General features: G+C 33.4%; 15 protein-coding genes. All 15 read right to left on the bottom strand.

Going from position 1 to position 19,753, the window contains the following annotated elements; genetic code table 11:
* The coding region (locus tag HRU49_RS03615; protein WP_296354256.1) for a hypothetical protein at window positions 1-645 on the bottom strand (645 nt) is incomplete at its 3' end.
* A 239-nt stretch (window positions 646-884) separates the two neighbouring features.
* Window positions 885-3,092 carry an LruC domain-containing protein gene (locus HRU49_RS03610; RefSeq protein WP_296354254.1) on the bottom strand — a complete coding sequence of 736 codons (2,208 nt, stop codon included), beginning with the start codon at window positions 3,090-3,092 and terminating at the stop codon, window positions 885-887.
* Between the two features lie 620 nt (window positions 3,093-3,712).
* A complete protein-coding gene (locus HRU49_RS03605; protein WP_296354252.1) occupies window positions 3,713-4,330 on the bottom strand; it encodes an acyltransferase in 618 nt (205 codons plus the stop codon).
* Window positions 4,330-5,538 (bottom strand): glycosyltransferase, encoded by a 1,209-nt coding sequence (locus tag HRU49_RS03600; protein WP_296354250.1) that lies wholly within the window; start codon window positions 5,536-5,538, stop codon window positions 4,330-4,332. Before HRU49_RS03600 ends, HRU49_RS03605 begins: the two co-directional genes overlap by 1 nt.
* Before the next feature lie 2 nt (window positions 5,539-5,540).
* Complete coding sequence (locus HRU49_RS03595; protein ID WP_296354248.1) at window positions 5,541-6,695, bottom strand: glycosyltransferase family 1 protein; 1,155 nt, start codon at window positions 6,693-6,695, stop codon at window positions 5,541-5,543.
* 5 nt (window positions 6,696-6,700) lie between these two features.
* Window positions 6,701-7,915 carry a glycosyltransferase gene (locus tag HRU49_RS03590; protein WP_296354247.1) on the bottom strand — a complete coding sequence of 405 codons (1,215 nt, stop codon included), beginning with the start codon at window positions 7,913-7,915 and terminating at the stop codon, window positions 6,701-6,703.
* Between the two features lie 26 nt (window positions 7,916-7,941).
* Window positions 7,942-8,901, bottom strand: coding sequence for a phosphoribosyltransferase family protein (locus tag HRU49_RS03585; protein ID WP_296354245.1), 960 nt, complete (start codon window positions 8,899-8,901; stop codon window positions 7,942-7,944).
* 12 nt (window positions 8,902-8,913) lie between these two features.
* Complete coding sequence (locus HRU49_RS03580) at window positions 8,914-10,386, bottom strand: O-antigen ligase family protein (protein WP_296354243.1); 1,473 nt, start codon at window positions 10,384-10,386, stop codon at window positions 8,914-8,916.
* Between the two features lie 263 nt (window positions 10,387-10,649).
* Entirely contained in the window at window positions 10,650-11,993 is a 1,344-nt protein-coding gene (locus HRU49_RS03575; protein WP_296354242.1) for an oligosaccharide flippase family protein, read from the bottom strand.
* Window positions 11,994-12,003: 10 nt separating this feature from the next.
* On the bottom strand, window positions 12,004-14,328 hold the full coding sequence (locus HRU49_RS03570; protein WP_296354239.1) for a hypothetical protein: 2,325 nt from the start codon (window positions 14,326-14,328) through the stop codon (window positions 12,004-12,006).
* Between the two features lie 17 nt (window positions 14,329-14,345).
* Complete coding sequence (locus tag HRU49_RS03565) at window positions 14,346-15,080, bottom strand: TolC family protein (protein WP_296354238.1); 735 nt, start codon at window positions 15,078-15,080, stop codon at window positions 14,346-14,348.
* A gap of 215 nt (window positions 15,081-15,295) precedes the next feature.
* Window positions 15,296-16,477: a sugar transferase gene (locus HRU49_RS03560; RefSeq protein ID WP_296354236.1), complete on the bottom strand. Its 1,182-nt coding sequence runs from the start codon at window positions 16,475-16,477 to the stop codon at window positions 15,296-15,298.
* A 26-nt stretch (window positions 16,478-16,503) separates the two neighbouring features.
* Window positions 16,504-16,890, bottom strand: a complete 387-nt coding sequence (locus tag HRU49_RS03555) for a response regulator (RefSeq protein ID WP_296354234.1) — start codon at window positions 16,888-16,890, stop codon at window positions 16,504-16,506.
* A 14-nt stretch (window positions 16,891-16,904) separates the two neighbouring features.
* Window positions 16,905-17,840: a UDP-glucuronic acid decarboxylase family protein gene (locus HRU49_RS03550; protein WP_296354260.1), complete on the bottom strand. Its 936-nt coding sequence runs from the start codon at window positions 17,838-17,840 to the stop codon at window positions 16,905-16,907.
* A 31-nt stretch (window positions 17,841-17,871) separates the two neighbouring features.
* Window positions 17,872-19,233, bottom strand: coding sequence for a UDP-glucose/GDP-mannose dehydrogenase family protein (locus HRU49_RS03545; protein ID WP_296354232.1), 1,362 nt, complete (start codon window positions 19,231-19,233; stop codon window positions 17,872-17,874).
* Between the last annotated feature and the right edge of the window lie 520 nt (window positions 19,234-19,753).

The following is a 19,753-nucleotide window of genomic DNA, read 5'->3' as shown; positions in this document are numbered from 1 at the left end:
GTATAACACTGCATTTTCTTGATCAATGGCGGCTGTAAAACTACCCATTGGCATATCTGAAAGGTATGTTAATGAACCATCCAATGGATCTACCTGAAAAAGCTCATCAGACCCATTAACGCAATATAAATAATCTTCGACACTATCTCTACCTATATTATTGCTTGGACCTTGACTGAAAAAATACTCAACTTTATTGCTAGTAATCATCTCAACAGATGCCGAATACTTTAAGTTGTCCTTTCTTCGGATATATAGTTGTTCATAGAAATTTGGTATGTTGACTGAGTGCTCTAATATTCCATTTTTTGGAACTCCATAAAAAATCAATTTATTGAGAACATCATTTTTAAATATCTCTTCAGTTACAATCTCTCCCGCTTGGTTTTCAAATGTTTCATAACCTACAGAATGCAAATCCTCGACATAAGCATACACATCATACTTAGAATACGGTGAATTGTCATGAATTTTAATATCTACTTTTCGATATGTACTGTAGTCAAAACCATTTGGAATATTTATTGATTCAGTAACTATATTTTCTGACGAGGCGTCATTAAAATCGGGTTTAGCACATGAACTGTTTAGTAATAAATTATAAAAATTTGAATGCTTATTTTTCTGCTCATAAACTATGTTCATTTCTTAATCTCTAAATTAGATGAGAAACTTCTCAAATTTTTTCTTTTTCTTTCGCTAGTTTCTTTTAATAGTCAAGTTGCCATTTAACGTAGATAAATGGAAAATGATCTAAAAAGACATATTAAGGGTTGTATTATCTCAATATAAAATACCTATAATACCTTAAAATAAAAAGCCGCTCTATAGAAATTGACTTTATCAATTATTGAGCGACTTTTTAATCAACTAACCATAAGTTTTTAATTAAAAATTAGTTTAGAGTTATTTCTATTACCGTTAGCATCAGAATACCAATCTAGATTTGGATTTGAAGTAACGAAATCATCAAAATTTGGATAAGCCTCAAGAATGGTTGTATTCTCCTTTGGCCATGGCCAATCAATTGGTAAGTCGTTAAGTGCCCATGGAAAACCATTAGCATTGACAAATAAATTGCTCCCAGTTGATAAGTCATCACACTGAGAAAAATTACTATCATCATTATACATAGATGGTAAATTCAACGCTGGATAATTGATATGAATTGCGTTATATAAATGATGTATTTCCTGACCTGAGACACCATCTCTTAATAAAAATTCATCATAAGCACCATTTAATTTAGTAACAGTTCCAGAAATTACTGGAATATTTGCATAGTCTATTTGTCGACTATTAATTATAGCATCGGGATTATCGACATAAATAGATTTAAGATTTGCAAATACAAATAGGGTGGTGCCGTTATTGTTGTCATGTAATCTTGTAATGTGACTTGATTCGTAACTGTCTGAAGCATCTAAGGTTAGTACAGCATCGTTGTCGCCATCTATTACCCTTAGTACAAAACTATTATTATAACCGCCTCCTAATGCAGGGAACTTATAATTAAATTCAATAGTTGTGATATAAGTATTTTGACCGTCGTGGTTATCCCCATTATTCAATCCTTCCTTATAACTGTAATTATTAACTAAATCATTAAAATCATAATCTCCTTGACAAGGGTATAAATCTTCATAGACTGATGTAAAATACAAGCCTTGTCCTTGAGGATAATTATACGTTGCTATATCAGGGTTATCATCGTCTACATCAAGACCTCCTTCACACCCATCTCCATCATTATCAACCATATTGTTGTAACCAGGCGAGCATGAGTTTGATGATATAAACGTAGAACATGTATTAATCACATCATTATCTCCCATAGAACTGGTGTAGCTGTTAGAACATATATCTAACTCTCCTTTAAATTTCTTACCACCATTAAATGTTAGTGCTCCAGTTTCAATTATAGAATAAGCATTATCACCTTTAATGTTGCCACTTGAAATAATACTTGCGCATTTAAATATAGACCCTTCTTTGACTTTAACTTCTTTATTTGAATTATTCATGAATGCTCCCGTAACAAGAGTATAAGAAGCATTCTTACATTCCAATTCATCGTTATTTATTAATGTTCCTGAAATTGTTGTTTTACAATAATTCTTAAACTTACCAGAATTAATGGTGAAATTGCCAGCAACAATCAATTCTGAATCTTCTTTATTATCAAATTTATCTGAAAGCGTTACATGACCACCTATAACAACTGATCCCCCTTCATTTTTAAAATGTTCATTATTATTGAAACTACCGGTGATGTTAATCGTTCCACCAAAATTTTGAACATGATCTGAAACTGAAAGATTTCCTGTAATACTAGTTAATCCCCAGTTATCTAAATCGGCAGCAATATTTGCATTTACTCCATTGAAAGTGCCCTCATTATAAATTTTTGAATTTATAGTCCCTGACAGATTTAAAGTCCCTCCTTGACCTACATATATTGTTAATTTACTCGAATTGTCATTTAAATAGGAAGGGGTCCATGATCCTCCGCTACAAATATAGATTTTGGTATTAGAATTAACATTTATCCCTTGTGTTGCGTTTCCAGTTATTTTATAATTACCACCATCGTTTCCATTAAACTCGGAATAGTCATCACAGTTCCAACTTGGAGGATCATCAGAAGGAAATGCCCTCCCTGCCTCTTCGCTTTCTTCCACAATATCATCTGTCAAAATAAAATTTTCTAATTGGTCTGGTGAGATGTAATACTGTCTTGTATTTGTTGCAAGATCTGCTTCTATTAGAACCGTTTCAGTATGGTTTGGTATTAAAAATTGTGTGTTAAACGCGTGATGTTTTTCAACTGCCCCTTCGAGCAATAATTTATTGGTTTCACCTTCAACTTTGTAAACTCTAATTTTGACCATGTCTGCAATAGATTCGTCTGACAAAATTATGGATGCGTTTTGAAGATTAACCGGTCTGAGATCATGACCATCAGGTACTATTATTGATGACAAATCATCAATATTTTCGTTTGTTGCTCTTGAAGCTTCATCTTGAAATTCTCTACTACAACTATGTAACGTTAAAAGTAATAGAGCAAGAATAATATTCCATTTTTTCATTTCTAATAATTATGTGTTAATAGCTTTACTAAGCTAAAACTCTTAATATATGTACAGTTTAAAAATCGTCTAACTGTCTGATAATAAAAATGAATGATTAATAAGTTTCGTTAAATGGTATTTTTAACTCTAAAACCCTATAATGATGAGAATTATACTTTTAAATACGTTAAAAAGTAGGAATTTGTGATAATGAATGAACTCTTATTCGCTTTATCTAATTTATTCTTCTTTGCTCGATAATCTCAGAAATTATTTTACTTTGATTACAAATTAATCCATGCGATGCCTTTAATATTTCTTCAAATTTTTTGTTTGGTATATGCGCTGTGATTAAAATTTAAGATATTTAATAAATGTCTTAGTTAAGAGTATAGTGCAAAATGAAAGGCCTCATTTCATCTGACCCAGATAGTACTCGTATTATGACTATTTTTACAAATGTGCATTAAGTAGTCTTGTCTAAGGTTAACACTATTAAGGACCAAACAAAATTTAATTATATAACTTTTATTAATATGCTTACTAGATTATTTACAAAGATACATTCATAACCTTCTACTAAAACGATTATTTCTCAGGTTTTATATCACTTAAGTTTGGTCTATTTTGAAATTACTTTAATAACATTTCTCCCATGACTGTGTTTCAAAATTATATTGCTTTAATACTTTAGCAGGATTACCCGCAACCAAGGTATATTTAGGTATATCTTTTGTAACCACACTTCCTGCCGCAACAATTGAATGCCTGCCTATAGTAACCCCAGGTAAGATAACGGTATTAGCACCAATCCAAGATTCATCTTCAATGATAATGGGCTTAGTGGTAAACCCCTGTGCATGAATTGGTCTATAAATGTCCTTATAATTATGATTTAATCCAGAAATCACCACACCCTGAGCTAGTCTTACATCATTCCCTATATTTACCGGTCCAATTATTGTATTACTTAAACCTATTCTTGTCCTATCCCCAATGATAACGTCACCTACACCATTATTCACTGCTGAAAAATCTTCAATGGTTGACGCTTGACCAAGACTGAATTTATTCCAGGGCACCACATCCATCCTAGTGTGTCTTCTCACAACAGAACCTTTTCCTTTCTTATGAACAAATGGGTTTACAAACCATTTTATCCATAATCTAGGTCTTGCTTGATTGGGGATTAAAATAGACCAATGAGCCAATCGCTTTAATTTACTGTTCGATTTTATTTTAGACACAAATTCCATTAATGAAATTGTTTTAAAGTAGATTCCATGGCCGCGTAAATATGATTAACACTATTTTTCCAAGTGTGTTGATTAGCAAATTTTATCTGTGCCTTTGCTTTAGTTTTTGAATGCTCCGTTAAAGCTTTATCAATAAGCGACACATAATCTTCTTTTGTTTCTCCCAGGTAAACATAGTCCTTAAACATTTGCATTGCTTTTGTTTCTGTAGCTACAACTGGTTTACCCATAGCTAAATATTCATCTATTTTTCTAGGATAATTACCTATAGTAATTTCATTAACAACCTGAGGGTTAATAGCAACATGAAAGCCTTTAATATATGAGGCTAATTGGTCTGCTGGTTTGTAACCTAAAAAATGTACATTTTTTAACTCATGTAAATTCGAATATCTAAATGCTTCATCTTCAGGACCAACAAGAACAATATTCCAATCCGATCTTTTAACAGCTATAAACTCTAATAAATCTATATCTAATCGCAATGTAGTTAGGGACCCTACGTAGCCAATTACAGGGCCTTGAATTGTATTAAATTCCTCCGGAATGGCCATACTATTATCTTCATCGCTAAACATACTCACATCACACCCTTGTCCTACCATAATACTATTCTTGTTATATTTTGAGCTATAGTCTACATAGTATTCTGAATTATTGACAATGACATCTGCATTTTCCATTAAAACTGGCTCTAGACGCTCACCATGCTTTTTCCAATATGGCTCTTTAACTAAGTTGTCTCTAATATAATAGGTGTATAGCTCTGGTTGCAAAAACTCTTTTAAGTGAAGTCCCAAAAACATAGAACTGTCATTGAACAATAAAATATTTTTAAAACCTAAGCGATTGATTGCATCTGTAATATTCTCCGAAAATAATTTTGCATTTCGCCTATTTAAAAGCTTGAATATTTGGTGAGAATTAATCCAATTTATAGACTCAATGACACTCTTTGGATAAAGGTTCCATAAGTTTGATTCTATTTTTTGAATATCTGGAAGATGACCTCTTGAAATATGAATTCGCTTTTGAATTGACGGCTTATATTTTTGCCTATACCTCGTAATCCTGTCTAATGGTGGATTTACATAAAGAACTCTGTTATACTTAGCAAATTCCACAGCAATGTTTTTACAGTTACTGCCAATTTTTATGTCCCAAGGCTGTATTCCTACTATTACTATATCTTTTCCTGTTACAGTCATTTCTAAATATTGTTATGGTTAAACGTCTGATAAATTCCCAAGACCTGTCTTGCTGCATTTTCCCAAGTAAATTTGGTATACCTTGCCAATCCCTTTTCAGTAAGCTGATTTTTATAATTTTTATCCGAACGTACTTTGGCTATGGCTTCATAAATATTTTCTGTACTATTTGGATTTACCAGACAAGCTGCATCACCTGCAACTTCGGGCATTGAGGATGTATTTGAGGTAATCACAGGAGTTCCACATGCCATTGCTTCGATGATTGGAATCCCGAAACCTTCTCTTAATGAAGGAAATAAAAACAACTCGGACAGACTAAACAATATTGGTAAGTCTGTGTCTACTACATACCCTGTAAGTATTATTTTATCGCTTAACTCTTCTTCTAAATCAATGGACTTTAAGATCGTACTTAGTTTGGATTCATTAAGACCAACAAGAACTAATTTTAAATCTTCTGTATACACATAAATATACATGTAAAAGGCTTTTAAGACACGTGCTGTGTTTTTTCTAGGGTCTGTATTGCCTAGATGCAACAAAAAGTGTTCTGGAAGATTATATTTCTGTTTAACCTTTGCCCTTGCTTTGTTATCAACCACAGCTTTAAAGCACTCATTGACACCATTATGTACTGTTTGTATTTTGCTGCTGTCTAACTTATAAATTTTAGAAATATTTTGTCTTTCAAAGTTAGAAACCGTGATAAGCCTCTGGCTCTTCTTAACGATGCTGTTAACAATTAATCTTCTATAGAGATTTCCTATTTTTTGATACCAAGAAGCGCTACTTGTCAATTGTTCTAGCACACTTCCTTCTTTAAAAATAACATCATGGAGCGTAGTTACTAATGGCATTTGCAAAGCCAAAGGCGCTGTATTACTAGTACAATGCAGAATATCACAGTTATGAGCTTTAGCCAATTTAGGCAGTTTGAATTGTTCCCAAATCGGATATGCGCCACCTTCAATCTCAACGATATGAAAGTTATCCGTACTAAAGACGACCTTATTATCTACATCTGGCTTAACAAAGATGAAATATTCGTTCTCCTTATCGATTTTTTGTAAGCTCCTAATTAACTCAAGAGCCACCCTATCCATACCATGCTTGTGTGGACGAAATAAACGCTGTGCCTCTATACCAATTCTCATTTTCCTTAGCTTTTTATTACACCGTGCGAGGTATGTATAAACTTTGTATTTGCGCCTTTTAATTTAAACAACAGACAAAACATTCTCAAAAATGCTGAAGGCAAAGAAGCCATTGCTTTTAGGGTTGCCAAATTATAAAATGTTCTTGGGAGTGCTAATAGAAATGTTACAACTAAAAATGAAAGATTCACTAACCACAAGAAACTAGAGACATGTGTTTCAATGCTAAACCCAAAATCGAAGATACTGTAAAAAAGCGCCGTTAGAATTGTAATACCAAGCAATAAAATTCTTGGGGGTATTATCATTTGAAAAACCTTATCAAAAAAGTTTATGTCCCCATTAGTAAAAAGAGCTCTTGCCCCTGCTCTATAATTTCTTTTTAAATACACAAATTGAGTTGCTAACCAGCGTCTTCTTTGTTTTGAAAAATCTGATGATTTCTGAACTTTTTCATCTAAGAGAACAGTATTTTGAAGATATTCTATTGTAATGTTCCTTTTAGCCAATTCAAACTCCAGCTCCTTGTCAAACCCGCCAATGGCAGTAATTTTTTTCATAATTGACACGAATAATTTGTACTCAAAACCCATCCCAGAACCAATCAATCCTGAAGACAAGCCTAAAGCTCTATGTCCTTTTCTGTAGATATGATTATTTATTTCTTCGCTAGCTGCATCCAAAACAGCAAAAGATGTATTTAGATTTTTTGCTTTTCTATGTGCTTGTATTACACGATAGCCATTCTTAAAAGCAGTATTCATTTTTACTAAAAAATAATCTTCCATTATATTATCAGCATCAAGCACTAAAGCATAATCATAAACTTTTTCGAGGTCCAAAATGGCCTTGTTCAACGCCTTGGCTTTAGTACTATTCTCAAAGTTAACTTCTACTAATTTAACAGGAAGTTTTTGAAGTTTGCTTAAAGTTGTTGGCTGTAAAGAATCTGCAATAATAATTACATCAAAAAGGTTTGCGGGATAGTGCTGTAATAATGCTTTTTTAGCCACATGAATAATAACAGCGTCTTCCTTGTAAGCAGGAATAAATATGGCCATTTTACCAGGTTGGTTATCAGTACTTTCTTTTCGTTTTTTATAGAATTGTCCTGCAACAGCAAATACCAAAACATATAGACACGATATCATGAAGTAAACAGCAAATACCATCTCTACACCTTGTGCTAAATATTGAAATACCTTAGTTATAGTTTCCATAGTGGTCGTTAATTTAATAGTTAGCTTTATTTTATAGCTAAATCGCTACTTTTAAACTTGTTAATTACTGTCCTTAATTTAAGTGTAACTTCTCTTAAAAATGGCAGGTATTTACCACTTTTAATATTATAAGTAAGCGACTGAGAATTGTATATCATCTTGAAGTTTTCTGTACAAAACACAGGTTTCTTGGTAAGCTTATTGATCTGTATGGCTTGCTTTAAATCGCTTTCCACAAATAAATTATACTTGCTGTTTTTATATTCATTGGCCTTGTGAACACCGTGACAGTTGGCTCTTTGCCTAGCTTTCATGTCTGGCAGATCTAGCATTACAAGTTTATGGTACTTTATCCCGTGATTTTTTAACCAAGTTTCCGTTTCAGCTCTATATTTCTCTAATCGAGAGGTTACTAATGCTCCTATTTTACTTCCTGAGAGATATAATGGTGCTGCATTTAGTAAAAACGAGACATACTTTGGCCCATCGTCATTCTGTTCTTTAGTTGGATCTGCACATAATACACCATCAATATCAAAACATGCTTTATCTAAAGTAGAATGGTTAAAGATGTTCCACTGAAAATAGCGTGGATTAGCTACTGTTTCTAAGGCATAATTCACAAGATATTCCTTGCCCGGTGCCGCATAAACTACTGCATACTTAAAATTGAATTTTGATTTTAAGTGTGCTAAATTCTCCTTACACTCTGCCAAGGCAGAACCACTAGCAATACTATCATCTACGACCAATACATTCTTATAATCTGAACTGTCAAAAAATTGTCTTCTAGCACCCGCTTTATACACAAAGCCATTAATAAACGAATGGATATCCGTATATGGTAAATTAAGATATAGCGCTAATAGATTAGCAGGTAGCATTCCACTTCTTGGCACACCAACCACCAAATCTATGTCTCTAGATATCAAATGAAGTTTTCTTAATATGGTTTCATTTAAATCGTTAATACTTCTATAATTCATGACTCTATTATTTTATGCACTTTTTAATCTTTTACTTTTATCCAATTGTGGAGAAACAAACATGAAAACCATAGTGGCATACATGAGTATCCCTGTGGGCATTTGTCCAAAAACACCATTACCATAAGAAGCCGCCATTATACCGGCCATCCCACAAGCAATTGCAGTTATTTGGATTTTTAAATTATGATCCTTGATTTTGAACATGATATTTCGAGCCCCTGAAAGAAGAATGAAAAACAACATAAATAAATAATACACTAATCCAACCACACCTGTATCTGCCCAGACCATGACATACCAGCTATCAGTCGCTGTATTTGCCAAAAAAGTACGAGGTGTAAAACGTTTTCCCCAGTTACCTGTGGCTCCTATACCACCCCCAAAAGGTCTTGAAGCCAAATAACCTTTTAGCTTTCTTTGGTTAGCTAAACGTATTTGTAGCGACCCTTCATTAGGGTCAAATGCGGTGCGCATTCTTCTTATTTCTGCATTTCCCTGACCAATTGTTGTGTGTGCAAAAAAAACATACACCCCTATTCCCAAAACAGCCCCAAGCAAAAGGATTTTGAAATTTTTGCTAAGAATTAAAAACAAAAACCCGCCAATAGCTGGCACAGCAAGAGCACCTCTAGTTCCTGAAATAACCATACCTAGAAAACCTGCTAATGCTACGCTAAAAAAAAATACTCTAAGCTTGATACTTGTTTTTTTGAATAAAGCTAAAATCCCAAACACAACACCTGCATGTGCCTGAGAGGCACCAAATTGACCAGCGTCTGAATAAAATGAGAAAATCCTCAACTTCCCGAAAAGGACATGTGTTTCTGCACCACCCAACTCTAACCAACGCTGTTCAAAAGGATCAACTCCAAATTGAAATTGTTGTAAGCCCTTTAAAGTTCCTATAATCGAAAGAATTCCCCAAATTATAAAAAAGTTATTTAAATCTTTTTGCTTACTAAATAATATAAATAACAATGGAATTGCCAAAAACTGATAGAGTCCTACACCGCGCATTGCATAAAACCAAGCCTCCATACTGATCACTTCTGGATTTCCTAATTGGAATAACACATAAACCATCCATAAGCTTACCACTATAGTCAAGCTAGACTTAGCCTTTAACCAAGGTAGTTTTACTGCAAATGCTTTGAAAAACAAAGCAATATAGATTAGCACTAACATCACGTCTATGGTTAATCCCCAAGGTGCTTGCACATATCGTGAAACCCCTATAGCGAAAAAACCCAATATGATAGTCACATAGATTCCGATTTTAGGGATTTTAAATATGGCATAAACCAAGGCTGTAATAAAGAACAAACCAACACAAAATATAACCCCAGCAACCTCGGTTTTAATAATAATAAGTCCTAAAAGGCTCATGAATACAAGGAAAATGATTGCACTGTTGAGTTTAGTTACTCGCATTGAGCCTGAGTTATTTTCAAAAGGGTTAATATGATTTTTAAATGTATCCATTGTTTATACCGTAAAACTTAACGCATTGATTTGTTTGACATTACAAACATAAATTCTAAACCGAGTGATATCGGCTAGATTTCGACTAATAATCATTAAGTGTAGACGAATAGAAAACTATTATTGATAAAGGAATGCAAATATATTATCTCGTTATATATCTCTTGATCTATACTTTCAAACAAAAAATAAAGCCACAATCTCTAATCGTAGCTTCATAATAAAAGACTAATTACTTTTCAGGTTAGTAAAATCTAAAACCCTCAGATAAATTGCTTTGATTGCAGCCAAAGGCTTTTGTAAAACGCATGACCGCTCCTAAAAATTTCCAATAGAGAAACACGAAACGTCTTATTTAGAAAATAAGCACCTACTATAATCCCAACAGTTGTAAATACCAGTGTTGAAACAGCAACCATTTCGATGGACTTGAAGACGTATATAGCTATCAAATCACCAACAATATTAGCACCTAGCATTATGGCCACTTTTAAGGCGTTAATGTTTGGTCTATTGATACTATCTAAACCAATCCCTGTCATTCTATCAATGGGAAGCAATAAACCATAAACCGATAATATTCTTACAATAGCTACAATATCTATTCCTATTATCTCAGTGTCTAAATACTGGTATCCCGAGATTAGAATTACAAATGCCTCCGCAAAAACGAAGGTTCCAATAGACACGGCAAAAAATAAATAGGTTAATGCTCCTGAATAAGTATTAAATAATACTCTTACGTCATTTGTTTTTCCTTCTAAACATGCTTTTGACATTTTCGGAAAGGCGGTTGCCGTAAAACTTCGTAAGGGAATTTGCTGGATCTCAGTTAGTTTTAAAGGTATACTAAACAAGGCTACAGCGGTGCTCCCAAAAGGGCTTACACTAATAATTAAAATATCTGCATTTCGCAATAAGTTTGTTCCAATTAATGTAAATGTACTGTACTTCCCAAAATTCAATAAGGTTTTTAATGTTGCCCTAGTTGCTTTTCGAATGTATTTTAAGCCATCCCAAGATTTACTTATGCACACCAAAGAAGTGATTGTATTAACCCCTATAAAAACTAGGGTAATCTTTAGAACGGAATATTTAAAAACAAAGGTATTTAATACCAAAAAGCCAAAGAACAAACCACTATTCAATGCTTTTATAATTAATATTTTGTCGTATCTCATCTTTGCCTGTTGTACTACAAGGGCATTGTTAAGGGGGAGGTTTAAAAATGCTAGCACTGGATACCAGCTAAAAAAGAGCACGTATGAAGACGTATTAATGATATTGCCCAAAAATAATTTAACACTTATCAATAATAGGGCTATGATTAAAGTGACAACTAAGCTAATAAGTACATTAGATCCTATTAGCTTGTCCCTGTTCTTTTCTGTCGCTCCCGAGAGAAACCTTACCAGTCCATTATTGCTTATTCCATAACGTAGCATTTCTGCAAGCGATCCTCCAGAGATAAATAGTACCCACTGCGCAAATTCCTGTGTCTCCAAACTTCTTGCCAATAAAGCAAAACCACCAAAACCCAATAATGCTATTATAAGATTACCTGATAAGGACAAAAAATTATCTTCTCTAATTATTTTTTTGTACAAGCTCTTCATCTTAAATATGATTACCTGTATAGAATTGAAAACGGAACATGTTCTTTAGCCTAACCCTAGTCTTAGAACGGTTTTTCGGCAACTCGCCCAAAACAGCTTCTACTTCATTAATCTCTACACCGTTAATAATAAACTGTAATTTTTCACCCGCAATTGCTTTTAAATCATACAAAATGTTGTCATCTGCTTTTAACCATAATCTATTAGACCGACAAATTATTAATGCTAAATCGGAATTTGCCACTAATTCTGAAGGGTAGCTAAACTCCAGCAAACTTGGTAATTCGATCAAAATATAGTCTAAGCCACTAATGGTATCTTCTGAATCATTAATCATAAAATCTTGGTAACTTTTAATTCTCTTATACGATTCGTCCACACGATATACTTTGTACTCGGACGAACTTAGAGTATCCTTTACCGAAGACAAAAACGGATGGCTACTATCTATTCTTGGATCTTGATAACCAAAAAATCTATACAACCATGCCACTCTAGAATAACTAGTCATGGACTTCTCCTCATTCGAGTGGTTTAACACCATAACGGAATGTCCCGATGCTTTTAATTTCTTAGCAATATTAGCGGCTATCACGCTTTTTCCTTCATTATTTCTTGTACTAATAAACGTAATTACTTTGGGCGTCTTTGTAATTTTTGCCTCTTTGAATGTTCTATTAAAATCCTGCATTAAAAACTCCATCAAACGATCTTGAATTCTCACTAAATCTAAGTGTGATTTTGCTCTGAAAAGCTTAGCAAGCATTCCCATTGACGGAATTCCTAAATGCGCTTTTGCCTTTTCTTCATTTTTTAATGTGTTATCAAAATATTCCATCAGTAAAATGCCTGCAAGAATGATAATACCAGTAATTAGTACAATTGCAATGATGATAATTTTTCGTTTTGAAGGTATAGGCTTCAATGGATAATACGGCGGATCTACAGCAGTTAAATTACTGGACAGTTGTGTATCTTGATACTTAAGTTTTGCCAGGTTTAAGCCATGTAAAATATCAAGATATTCTTGTTCTGCCACCTCTATTTCTCGTTCTATTCGCTTTAAATTAGCACCAGCAGGAGCATACGTTGCAAATTGTTTTTCTATGGCTTTATTCTGCGCATCCATGATCGAGAGCTTAGCTTTTAAATCTTCAGTCTCAACAACTTTATCTACCCAATCTGGCAATACTTTTTTAATAGGCACACCATCCGTTGAATTTTGAAACGAATACAACTCATCCACATTAGTCTTTATTTCTTTCTGAAGGGCTCTAGCTTGCTTTTCTAATTGTTCGATGTTTTGAGTAGCACGCTCGTCTCCATTAGACTTAGCCGAATACATACCTATTTTATAGTTCAGATCCCCCAACTGCTTTTTGCTTTCTACAATAGCATTATTCTTTTCTTGAATAAGTTCCTGTATTGCCAATTTTTCTTCTAAACGTTTTTTTGAAGCCTGTGAACCCGCTAATTGAGCCATGTTCTTTTTATAGGCCACTTCCATGTCTTCTTTTACTATCGCAACCGCTTTACTTTGCTCATAATAATTTATAATGTTATTATCTTGATTGAATTTTAGCATCCTCTGCTCTATAGCCTTCAATTTCGTTTCAGACATCATCAGTTGTTTTTCAAAGTATTTTACAACAGCATCAGAACCATTCTCTTTAAGGTTCTTATACATCTTGGTGCAGACCTCTGTATAGATTTTTAGTGTTTGTTGGCAAATTCCTGGGTCATCTGCCTCATAACTCAATTTTACCAAATCACTTGAAGAAATACGTTCTATTTTTACTTTTGAAATTGCCTCAATGGAATAGTATCGATGGTGAAAACTAAGCAGCGAATACACAAAATTAGAATTATCACTATGCATTACTTCTGTTAGGTATGCCACTGTAGCTTCATAATCTAAATTGCCGTCTTGATCAAGATTTATCTGAGTAGACAAATGACCTTTAATCTCTTCTGGAAGAATTTCCTGTAGTTCTTCGAAAGCTTCTTCTGAAATAAATTTATAGTTAGCCTTCTTTAAAGACAAGTGTCGACTTAATAATCTTATCGCAACTTCTTCTTGAGTATCTCTAGATTTAATAATATTGATAAGATTATCAAATGCATTATTAGCTGCTAGATAGTTAAACGTCTTATCCATCTCTATGGACGATCCCGAGGCTATACCTGTATATAGCATAGTTTCTGAATAGTAGCTTCTCTTTGGATTTAGCGTAAGCAACACTGCTAATACCCCAAAAATCAGTGGCACCACCACAAGAATCGTCTTATGCTTTAATATCAGTTTTATAAAATCAATAGGTTTCATCGTATCGTGCTAAAAAATTAATTGATTTTTACACCTGTGTAATTCTCCAACAGCTTTTTAGCTAAAAGTAAGTTTGACTTTGCTTTTTCAAATTCTGTTGCTACACCAGCTGTGATATCTGATATTCGTATGTATTCGTATATTTCCATTTGCCCATTGGTAAACTCCTTTTTTGCCATTTCCTTATTTACTTTAGCGTCACTGAGGTTGATCGCTTGAATTTCGAGTAAATTTTCCTTCAGAATTAAGTCTTCGTAATATCTAATTACTGTTTCTCTAATTTCATATTCCTGAAATTCCACCAAGCTTTCGGCTTGAGATATTTCTGCCTTTGCTTGTTTTATGTCAGACTTTCTATTGAAAACATCGAATACAGGGATTTTTAAGTATAAGCCTACGCCATAGTTGGTTTGTGTAGTTGTACTCGATAAGGTTACCGTATTGGGACCATTAATATTATTAGAAAAATTATCAAAGGTTCCATACCTAGTATCTGCTTGAATTCCGAAATTTCTTGTCCAATTTCTTCGCTTTGCTTTAAGATTAGCCTTCTTCACTTCAATTTCATTTTTTCTGTAACCAAGCATTCCGTTGTTTGTTAAAGCCGAATCAATTAAAACACCTAGTTCTGGTATTAATAATTTAAATGAATCAAGTGTTTTAGCTTCAGCAATTGTATCTTGAGCGTTAGCAAACGTATTTGCCATTACAATGACAATTAGCGTTATTACTATTCTAGAAAAATAATTCATGGCTCCAGTTTTGTATTCGTTATTCCGTTTTCACAACACAAACTTACAATGGCAATAGAGTGAATTCTCTTATATTTCGATGGATGATCGCTAAGTGTAGACGAATTGATAATATATATTGATTAAGCATTTTACCTAATTTTAAAATACTTAAACACAAAAAAGCCGCCACCCCAAAGTATTGACATAGCGGCTAAAAAACTAAACTTGAAAAACTATACTGAACCTCTTTGAAATAAGGCAGGAACTGTTCTTAAAAGAATCTTTAAATCAAACCAAAGTGAATAATTATTGTCTACAAAATAATCTGCATAACGATTATCTAAAGCAATACGTTCATCCTCTGACATATCGCCTTTCTTGCCTCTCAGTTCTACTTGCCACAATCCTGTAATACCTGCAGGTGCCAAGAAACGCTTAGACATCTGATCTTGTGTAAGTGTCTCCGCCTCATAAACCGGTAATGGACGATTTCCAACTAGGGACATATCACCTTTTATAACATTGATAAGCTGGGGTAATTCGTCAATACTGGTGTTTCTTATGATTTTACCAATTTTTGTAATTCTAGGATCGTCAACAATTTTTATGAAGCTAGAATTATTATTTCGTTCTCTGATTTTCAATTCTGTATGCCAATAGTCGCAAACTTTAACTAGTCCATCGTATTTCAAAGAAGAACAATATACACCCGCTGGTAACTTCCTGCACCTAGGACATTCATCTGCATGAATGTTATCTTTGTTAAAGGTGTTTTTATATTGGTTATTATATTTTGCCAATTGCTTTAACATCTTATCAGATCCTGCTCGCATCGATCGTAACTTATAAAAGTTAAATGTTTTTCGTCCAACACGTTTAGCTGCGTAATATACTTTACCTTTTGACTCTAAACGAATAGCTATAATAGTTAATAATAACAGTGGAGAAAGTAATAGCAACACTGTTGAAGCCACAACAATATCAAAAATCCGTTTAGATAATGGAAATCTATATTTTGCTGGTTTAATTGATGCTTCTGCCACACCATACGATTCATTAGTCTTCGACAATTGCCCTGCTCTTCGTAAAATTTGTTCTATTCTTGTGGAACCGATAACAAAATAGTCATCAACACCTTTTCCAAAAGCTTCTTTGTAAATTATATCATTGTGTCCTTCCATCAATAATATGAATGGAATTTTTGGCAAAGTTGTTTCATTTCTGAGCGTATTATAAAAATACATACCATTATTACCTGGTATATTGTACTCACAAATTATAACTGTAATATCTCTATTAGTTTTTAAAACTTCGAGTGCATTTAAAGCATTGTTACAGAAAACTCTTAAAGTTTCAGTACCCTTTGTAGCAGATTCTTTAATTCGATCTTCATTACCCACATATAGTATTCTCATTTTTTTAAGACTTTTATTTGATTTATTCACCAAACATTACTGTAATGAATAGGGTACAAATTCTTCTTCACAACCTCATCCAATTCCTCCGGATTAAATGGCTTAGTCAAATAATCCTGTGCTCCAAGTTTATAAGATTTTATACGCTCTTTGCTTTCACATTTTCCAGATAACATTATAATTGGTGTGTGTTTGGTATAGCCTCTTAACCTTATATTCTTTAAAAGCGTAAAACCATCAATCTCATCCATTTGGATATCACTGATTATTAAATCAGGTAAATTCTTTTCTAGCCAAGCTTCTGCTTCCGCTCCTGAGTTAACTGCCTTAACGTCGTACTTGTTTGATAGGAAAAACTCCAGTAGAGTGGTCATTGTTATCTCATCGTCTATAACTAATATCTTTTTTTTCATCACTTTAAGTTTTACTACTCGATGGCTTGCCTAAAAAAGGCAATTGTTTTCTCTAAACCTTTATCTAACTCAACATTTGGCTCCCAGTCTAGTTCCTTTTTTGCCAATTTTATATCTGGCTGCCTCATTAAAGGATCATCACTTGGCAATGGTCGAAAAACTATTTTTGATTTTGAATTGGTTAACTTAATTATCTTCTCTGCAAGTGCAATGATCTTAAATTCATCTGGGTTACCTATATTAACAGGCCCTGTGAACGAGTCATCTGTTCCCATAGTTCTTAACAGACCTTCTACTAAGTCATCTACATATTGAAAACTTCTAGTTTGCTCACCCTTGCCGTATACGGTTATATCCTTATTTTGTAAAGCCTGACCTATAAAGTTAGAAACTACCCTTCCATCATTTGGGTGCATTCTTGGTCCGTAAGTGTTAAAAATCCTCACGATTTTAATCTTTACATTGTTCTGAACATGGTAATCTCTGAACAAGGCCTCTGCCGCACGTTTACCTTCATCATAGCAAGAACGTTCTCCAACAGGATTTACATTTCCCCAGTAAGATTCAGGTTGTGGATGCACCATTGGACTACCGTAAACCTCACTGGTTGACGCTTGCAAAATTTTAGCCTTAACTCGCTTTGCCAGTCCCAACATATTAATAGCTCCCATTACGGATGTCTTTATAGTTTTTATAGGATTGTGTTGATAGTGAACAGGTGAAGCAGGACAGGCCAAATTGTAAATTTCATCTACTTCTATTAAATAAGGGTTAATAACATCATGACGAATTAACTCAAAATATGGATGTTTGGTTAAGTGAAGGATATTTGCTTTTTGTCCAGTAAAATAATTATCCAAACAATACACTTCATGTCCTTCTGACAATAGTCTTTCACAGAGATGTGAACCAACAAATCCTGCTCCCCCAGTTACTAATATTCTTTTTATCATGATAATAGTTTTATCAAATAGCACCAAGTTATACTACTAATTTCAATATTTTATTTGTTGATTTTTTCTTTACCTTTTTTACCCCAATACATTCATAATTGAATCCTAAAGAATAGATTTCTTTAGCACTATAAATATTTCGTCCATCGAATAAGGTGAACTCATTCATCAATCGTTTTACGATATTAAAGTTAGGCACCCTAAATTCTGGCCATTCGGTTAGAACAGCTAAACAATCTGCATCTATTAAGGCATCATATTTGTCTGGACAGTACATAATACGATCCTCAAAGTAATGTTTTGCTTCGTCCATAGCTTCAGGATCATAAGCTTTTACTATTGCTCCCGCATCAAGTAAACTAGTAATAATTTCTAGAGACGGAGCTTCTCTCATATCGTCTGTTTTTGGTTTAAATGAAAGTCCCCAGATGGCAATTACCTTGCCTTTCAACTCGCCGTTAAAATGTCTTGAAATTTTCTTGAACATTAATGTTTTCTGATATTGGTTTACAGATTCTACGGCTTTTAATACTTGAAGTTCATAGCTATTTTCACTCGCCGTTCTAATCAAGGCTTTTACATCCTTTGGAAAACAAGAACCTCCGTATCCAATTCCTGGATAAATAAATTTAGCACCAATACGTGAATCCGACCCAATTCCTTTTCTAACATTGTTAATATCGGCTCCTACGATCTCACACAAATTAGCAATATCATTTATAAAGCTAATCTTTGTAGCTAGCATTGAATTGGCAGCATACTTGGTCATTTCAGCCGACACAACATCCATAAAGATTATTGGGTGTCCGTTTAATGTAAATGGCTGATATAATCTATCTAATAATTCTTCAGCTCTCTTGCTTTCTGTCCCTACTACAATTCTATCAGGTTTCATAAAGTCTTCAATAGCTGCACCTTCTTTTAAGAATTCTGGATTTGAGGCAACATCAAACTTTATTTTCAACCCTCTTTCATCTAATTCTTGTTGCACTACTTGTTTTACTTTTTCAGAAGTCCCAACAGGAACTGTACTTTTCGTAACAATTAGTTTATAATCTTCCATATGCTTGCCACACTCTCTTGCTACAGCAAGTACATGTTTAAGATCTGCGCTACCATCTTCATCAGGAGGTGTTCCCACACTTATAAATATTGCCTCTGCATCAGATATTGTATCTGCTAGACTTGTTGAGAAAGCTAATCGTTCTTTAGACATGTTACGCTTAATCATATGTTCTAGTCCCGGCTCATAAATTGGTATTATTCCTTTTTTTAAGTTTTTGATTTTTTTGTGATCTATATCTACACAAACTACATCGATCCCTACTTCAGAAAAACACGCACCTGTAACTAAACCTACATAACCGCTTCCAACTATTACTATTTTCATAATTAAAGTTTTTTATTAATGAAACAAACTTAATAGTGGTATAACTCTTTGTGCGTTAAATTTCGATAGATAGACACTAAGTACAGACCAATGAATCGTTCTAACAGATGTTTTGTTTTATCCAAAAAATGATATTCAGCTCATTTACAGCTCTATAGTATTGACAATTAGAAATTATTGATTACTAATCTGTTTATTTTAAATTTTACATCTCAAGTAGATCTAAAACTTTGTAATTAAATCTCATATAAAAACAAAAGGCAAAAACTTTCGTTTTTGCCTTTCCACGTAGTTAGTATTAGGGACTATGTTAATAATTACAAGCCAGCTATTAATTAGTTTCTATGTGCATTCAAAAACTTCTTATTTACTCGTAATATTAACATCAATTACACTATTGTTGATTTTTTCAATCATCAGAAACTTTTAGCTTCCTTTAATATTGTATAACCTTTGTTAACTACTTAACCAATACTAATGTAAAATTATGATTAATGTGTTTTGGGTAGTTACATTTTCG

Origin of the sequence: Winogradskyella sp. (assembly GCF_013213975.1) — a bacterium.
Taxonomy (GTDB): Bacteria; Bacteroidota; Bacteroidia; order Flavobacteriales; family Flavobacteriaceae; genus Winogradskyella.
The sequence above is the reverse complement of the archived record's forward strand: the minus strand, read 5'-3'. Positions and strand labels throughout refer to the sequence as shown.